Annotated in this window: 1 protein-coding gene; it reads right to left on the reverse strand. The window is 66.7% G+C overall.

Going from position 1 to position 261, the window contains the following annotated elements; genetic code table 11:
• Nucleotides 1-27: 27 nt before the first annotated feature.
• Nucleotides 28-261 (reverse strand): hypothetical protein (locus AAFM29_RS17515; protein WP_341713999.1); only part of this gene is annotated, 234 nt, incomplete at its 5' end.

The raw sequence follows: 261 nt of genomic DNA on the forward strand, positions 1-261 counted from the left end.
CGCTCATGCCCCTAAGGTAACACGGGCTCACTGGGAACGGGACTGCAGCGCCTCGTCCGCCCAGCGCAGCGCCTCGGTGAGTTCAGCGTTCGCCGCCAGCGCCTGGGAGAGCTGCCCCTTGTAGTTCTCGAGCTCCTGCCGGGCAAAGGACAGCGCCGCCTCGAGCTGGTCGATCTTGTTCCGACTGTCCTCCGTTAGCGACATCATCTTCTCCTCCGCCCGCTTGGCGCGCCTCTGCGCCGCCTTCACCAGGGCTTGAGG

The sequence above is a fragment of the Erythrobacter sp. genome (assembly GCF_038133525.1).
Classification (GTDB): domain Bacteria; phylum Pseudomonadota; class Alphaproteobacteria; order Sphingomonadales; family Sphingomonadaceae; genus Qipengyuania.